Source organism: Coleofasciculus sp. FACHB-712 (assembly GCF_014695635.1).
In the GTDB taxonomy this organism is placed as follows: domain Bacteria; phylum Cyanobacteriota; class Cyanobacteriia; order Cyanobacteriales; family FACHB-T130; genus FACHB-T130.
In genome coordinates this window covers 21267-27266 of the sequence record NZ_JACJOQ010000393.1, presented here as the reverse complement: position 1 = coordinate 27266, position 6000 = coordinate 21267, and the positions used below count along the sequence as shown (strand labels likewise).

4 protein-coding genes and 1 pseudogene are annotated in these 6000 nt (G+C 48.1%); 1 reads left to right on the top strand and 4 read right to left on the bottom strand.

The annotated features are described in order from the left end of the window. A partial coding sequence (locus H6F50_RS11545) for a signal peptidase I (RefSeq protein WP_190428806.1) occupies positions 1-366 on the top strand: 366 nt, incomplete at its 5' end. A gap of 52 nt (positions 367-418) precedes the next feature. Here the strand turns inward: H6F50_RS11545 and H6F50_RS11540 are convergent. From H6F50_RS11540 to H6F50_RS11525, 4 genes and pseudogenes are all read right to left on the bottom strand, one after another. Beyond that, positions 419-742, bottom strand: a pseudogene (locus H6F50_RS11540) (DUF6745 domain-containing protein); the annotation flags it as partial. A 152-nt stretch (positions 743-894) separates the two neighbouring features. Then, entirely contained in the window at positions 895-1989 is a 1095-nt protein-coding gene (locus H6F50_RS11535; RefSeq protein WP_190428805.1) for a M24 family metallopeptidase, read from the bottom strand. Positions 1990-2103: 114 nt separating this feature from the next. Further along, positions 2104-3204, bottom strand: coding sequence for a galactose-1-phosphate uridylyltransferase (galT, locus tag H6F50_RS11530; RefSeq protein ID WP_190428804.1), 1101 nt, complete (start codon positions 3202-3204; stop codon positions 2104-2106). Continuing rightward, positions 3116-5089: a glycoside hydrolase family 2 TIM barrel-domain containing protein gene (locus H6F50_RS11525; protein ID WP_190410073.1), complete on the bottom strand. Its 1974-nt coding sequence runs from the start codon at positions 5087-5089 to the stop codon at positions 3116-3118. The genes galT and H6F50_RS11525 overlap by 89 nt, the downstream gene beginning before the upstream one ends. Positions 5090-6000: the final 911 nt, after the last annotated feature.

The following is a 6000-nucleotide window of genomic DNA, read 5'->3' as shown; positions in this document are numbered from 1 at the left end:
TCTAATGTTGTTGTTGGGAATGCTCATAGTGAAGGTGCAAATCGTTCTGGTTGGTTTCTCGGTCATTTTATAAACCCAATCGATGACATTCGTTCGACTTCCAGCCTAGAAGTAAAATGGGGGATTCACCCAGCCGGAGACGGTAGATCCGAATGGGCAATGAATGAGGAAGCAACGACACTTTCTATCCTGATTAAAGGACGATTTCACGTTAAATTTCCAGAGCAAGAAGTCTTATTATCTCGTGAAGGCGACTACGTTCTCTGGTCTCCAGGCGTGCCCCATTCTTGGTCTGCTGAGTCAGATTGTACCATTCTGACTGTCCGCTGGCCCTCGAAGTTGGGAGATAGTGTAGCAGTTAGTTAATTGCTTTCAATATCGCGTTAATCATCAAAAAAATTCATGTTTGCACAGAAAATTATTCTGGATTAATTCCCCAATTCACCCAAGCGATCGCTTCCCGCGCCGATGTTATCTCAGGTGGTACGCGCAACGCATGGATAAATCCGGTGCTTGGGCAAGTCATCTTTAACAAAGATATCGGCTCTATATCAATATCGGTATCAATTTTTAATAAACTGTATTTTTGATAAGAATCTAACGCAATTGCCCCTAATTCCTGGGCGATTCTTTCGTAGCCAATTCCTTGAATTAGCACTCGCCGCAGTTCGGCGTTATCTTCATCTATTATCCATTTTGCTTCCCACTGATTCGGATGCAGCTTCCCAGATTTTTCAAGTATTTTATTACGCAGTTCATACTATGGCGATTAGAAATCGCAGCTAGACAAACAAAGTCCGCCTGCGCAGACTAACGGAAAATTTGACATCTTAAAACCTGCGTAGGCAGGTTTCGTCTGTATAGCCGCGAATTCCATTCGCCAAGGCATTCTCATTACCCAACCTCTAAGGGCACAGGGCGCAATCTTCCGGCTACTTCAACACTGGGAAAATTTGGATCGAAAGTTAGATTTTCCAGTCCATCTTTGAGAAGTACAAAAGTATCCTCAATCTTTGCACCCCGTACACTGGGATTCCAGGCGACAGCCATATTTTCTTCCAACGTGTCATTAGTCGTCGGATTCGCTACAACTTCACGCGCCAAATATCCCGTCGTTCCACCTTGATGATGTTCTCGGATAGCATTAGGATATCCGTGCTTTTGATAAACATCAGCTAAAGTGTCATAAACTGTATTCAAAGCGATTCCAGGCTTTAAAAAATTCAAAGCTTCCGCTTCAATTTGACGGACATCACCATGCAATTTGGCGCTTTCATCGGACGAACCGAATGATACAAATCGGGTAAGATTCGCATACAAACCATGTCTTCTGGCGCAAAATACCAGCATCGCTTGCCGTCCAATCTGTTCGCCTGTGGCGGTAGCATGACGGTATAGGGGCAAACGTCTCTCGCCTGCTACTAAAGTCAGCGCTGGATGTATCCCCCTCGCCCATAATGCCTCGGCACCCGCACCGGCAAGCTGATATTCTGTCCAATCCGGCTTGGCGGCTTTGAGTACCTCTGTCATCGCCTCGCTTGCCTGACGCCCTAACTGGCGATATCGCTCCAGCTCGCTCGACATCAGGGTTCGTTTATGCTGTTGTAGAGACGCGGGTAATCGCTTTTCGACATGAGGAATCGGGCGATCGCTTAAAATTTTCCCCCCATTGGTCGCTTGCTGCACAAAAGATTCACGCGCCGCCGCATCAGCCCAAGGATTAGCATAATGCTGGAAATTTCCAGGAATTTCCTCATCTTTTAACCGCTGCGCTTCGATTTCATCGGTTAATATCCAGGCATCCTCAGCAGTTACCAGCACTTCTGCAATTCCAGTTTCAGCCGTCAGCAGTACGGTACTGGAAGCGCCAGCAGTCGCCCAGGCGAACCAATCGGTGCCGCGCAATCGCAACCCCTGCGCTTCAGCTTCCGTTAAGGCGTTTCGGATTAACTCTAGTTTCTGAGAGACTTCTTCACTAACTTGATTCATAACTCACCTCTTACAGCAGGAAATTCCTCCCCCAGCCCCTCCCGGAAACGGGGAGGAAACTGAAGTTCTTGCCCCTTCCCTGCAAACGAAGGGATTCGGGGGTTAAGTTTTGATTCACAACCGCACAGGATTCTCAAGTGTGATGACGACAGCTTGCAACTCCTTCACCTTCTCCTCCGGAAGCGCATCATTGGCAAACATACCTGCGGCTAGTTCGGTTCCCGCCAGGTACTTAAGCCGATCCTGAGTCCGATAGGGAGGATACAACTCTGCGTGCAGGTGTGCTTCTGGATGCGGATTTCCATCGGTGGGCGCTTGGAACCACGCCATCAAGTAAGGGAAAGGACGATTCCACAAGCCGTCATACTTGAGAGTAACCGTTTTTAAGGCTTTGGCGAGTCCTTGGCGCTGCCCATCTGTCAGATCCACAAATGTAGCGGTGGGCTGAATCGGGGCAATCCAGACTTCGTAAGGGTAACGGGCAAAAGCGGGGACAAATGCGATCGCTTCCTCATCTAAATAAATAATTCGCTGATTATCCAAAATCTCTTTTTGGATCAAATCTTGCAGCAGACCCTGCTGATGCTCCTGATAATACGCTTGTTGCCTCTCTAACATCCGCGCTGGGACGGGTGGGACAAATGGATAAGCGTAGATTTGCCCGTGGGGATGCTGTAAAGTTACCCCCATCTCGACTCCTTTGTTCTCAAAGGGCAGTACATACTGAATCTGTGGCGTTTCGCCCAAAGCGCGAGTGCGATCGCCCCAAACTTGCAACAATAACTCTAATTGATCCAGTTCTAAAGAACTGAGGGAAGCTTGCGGATCTTGCGTAAATACGACCACTTCGCACGCGCCATTTGCTGGGAGAGTCTGCACAATGCTAGCGGGTGGATTGTGCGCCCCCAAAGCCATTGAGGGAAAGCGGTTGTCGAACACCGCCATATCATATTTCCCCTGCGGGAGTTCCGTCGGAAACTGAGGATCTTTGGTAGGTGCTAACGGATTGTATTCTGGGGGCGGCATAAAAGTCCGCCCCTGACGGTGACTTGCATAAGCAATCCATTCGCCCCGCAACGGATGCCAGCGCAGGTGAGGATTCGCCTGCACTGGCTCATTACTAGGGCTAGTGGCTGTAATTTCCTCCGCAATGGGGAATCTGCTGTATAGAATCAGCTTGCGACCATCCGGCTTCAACAGCTCCTGGGAATACATTGTTTTCTTGCCCCAATGCAGCTTTAACTGTTGTGAGCATAACGTCCTCTTCGTCTTCCTCACCCCTGCCTAGAGTTGCATATGCGATCGCTTCGATGGGAAATTTCGGAGTCCGGTCAGCATATAGCAGTCCGTTTGCTTCTTGGTAGGTATCGGTCAACTGGGTGTAACAAAAACCGCTAAATAACTCGACTCGGTTCACCACATCTAGTAGCGCCGTATACCGGATTTGCAGTTCGGAGACATCATGGGAACGCACATATCCCCAAGCTTTTTTATCTTCCCGACCCGCATAAGCAATACCGCCAAACTCAGTCAGCATGATCGGCTGTCCTTGATGAGGATAGCCATCCAGCGTCAGAACGCGCCCACCCGGACGTTGGCGATCGAAAAGGTCTGATAGCTTCACTTCCGGACCGTAGCGTTTTGCCATCCGAGTCGGCTTATTATCGTAGTCGTGGATAGCCAAAATATCGGTTGCCGCACTTTCCCAACCGTCGTTACCGATGACTGGACGAGTTGGATCGAGAGTCTTGGTCAAATGATACAGTGCTTGGACGCAGTGCTGGTGGGCTGCTGTCGCTGTCAAATCGGGAACACCCCAAGATTCGTTGAAGGGCACCCAGACCACAATGCAAGGATGGCTGGCATCGCGTTCAATGACCTCAGTCCACTCCTTGGTAATCCGTTCCACCGCTTTAGGAGAGAAGCGATAGGCGCTGGGCATTTCTTCCCAAACCATTAGTCCTAGCACATCTGCCCAATACAAGAAGCGGGGGTCTTCAATCTTCTGGTGCTTGCGAACCCCGTTGAATCCCATTGCTTTGACTAGCTCAACATCTTGCCGCAACGCTTCATCGGAAGGTGCGGTCATCAGAGTTTCAGGCCAATAGCCTTGGTCTAGAACCAGTCGCAGATAGTAGGGACGACCATTGAGCATAAAGCGATCGCGCTGGATTCCCACCGTCCGCATTGCGGTATAGGACTTGATTTCATCCAGCAACTCGCCATTAGACCACAACTGCACTTCAACATCGATCAGAGTTGGCTTTTCTGGACTCCAAAGCAATTCGTTGCGGTAGTCGTCAATACCAGGGTCAGAAAGGGCAATCCGTCGGTGAATCTCTCCGTGAATTACTTCATAGGTATCGTTGACTAGCAACTGGCAGCCAACGGTTAGTTTTACCTTTACCTCGATGCCATCGCACTGGTCACCTGCAACAAAAGCTTCAAAGCCAATTTCCCAACGCTCAAAGTGCGGCGTCCAGCGGATGCGCTCAATATAAGTAGAAGGAACGATCTCCGCCCAAACGGTCTGCCAAATCCCAGTGGTGCGCGGGTACCAAATACTGTGCGGTTCCAGTTGCCAATCTTGCTTACCACGAGGTTTTGCCAAGTCTTGGGGGTCGTCTTGCGCCCACACTGTTACCCGCTGCGGTCCGTTCTCATTAAATACTGGCGTAATATCGATGCTGAAGGGAGTATGTCCGCCTTCATGGTCAGCCATAAATTGACCGTTGATCCACACGCGGGCGCGATAATCTACCGCCCCGAAGTGAAGCAGCACCCGACCTGCACCCTTAACAATGTTAAATTCTCGCTCATACCAGCAGTTCGGGTGAAACCCTGTGTCGCCAATGCCACTTTTTGAGGATTCTGGCGCGAAGGGAACTTCAATTGTATGCGTCCACCCGGAAACATCTGAGGGTCGAGTTATTTTCCCCTCATCGTCATAAGTAAACTTCCACGGACCGTTGAGACAAATCCAATGCGATCGCTGTAACTGCGGACGCGGATATGCTCTGTCGAACTGGTCAAAATTAGACTGAGTAGCGCCGCCAGACGCGATATAACAATTCTCCAGCCATTTCCCCAAAGAGTGCATATAGTCATCTATCCAAGGTTATATTTCTAGAGTACCCATAAATATCTGAGTACTAACTCTTTTAAGTGTTTTTCTATAAAATTTTTTAAATGTCTACACAGTCTGGATTTCAGCGATTTAAGGTTATTTTTTTCTAGCAAAAATACAGTTTAAGAACCAAGACTGTTTAATGCCATTAATAGGATAAGTAATGCCTATCATTATTACTACATCCATTTGCCGATCTTTTCCGGAGCGAGGTACGTTGCCTCTGTACCACATATCCGGCTACTGTGTTATCGACGCCTCAAAATTGTAAGCCTTATCGTGACTCAGATACGTAACTTTTTGTTTGAGTTCCGTTGCCGTAATCGCTTGCATAAAATCCTCTAACGACGATTTAAAATTCGTGTAATCGTTGGAGTGAATTGGGATGGCATAGAAAGAACAATTTATTGAATTGCCTTAACGCCTTGCTTGGCATCGATTATCAGACGAATTGCGAATGCTTTTGTTCCATACAAGTGCAGCAAAACCAAATCGATATCCGAATACTGTCGAGGAATTTCCTTCAGTTGTTGGTTAGCGAAGGTATTGCCAGTAATAAAGAGACGAAATGCCGTCTTCCCAGAAGCAGGTTGAAGCTTTAGCAGACTCGCATAACAGGTGGTAGTACGGCTGTGAGGAGCATCGACCCGTGTCTTCCAGGCATCGACTTAAGCTAAAAATCAACATTCCCCTTGGTAACAGTTAAAAGTTCCAAGTTTTGAGCAGATTAGGTTGCATTAAACTCCCTTCTTTATTAATTGTAGCAGTTGCGGAAAGGGAAGATATGATGGGAATGTTTGTATTCAGTTTTTGCTCTGCAATGCACTCGAAACGAGCTTTGTACATTTGCGAGAGTAGAATCAAATCGATCGACGGCAGATCGT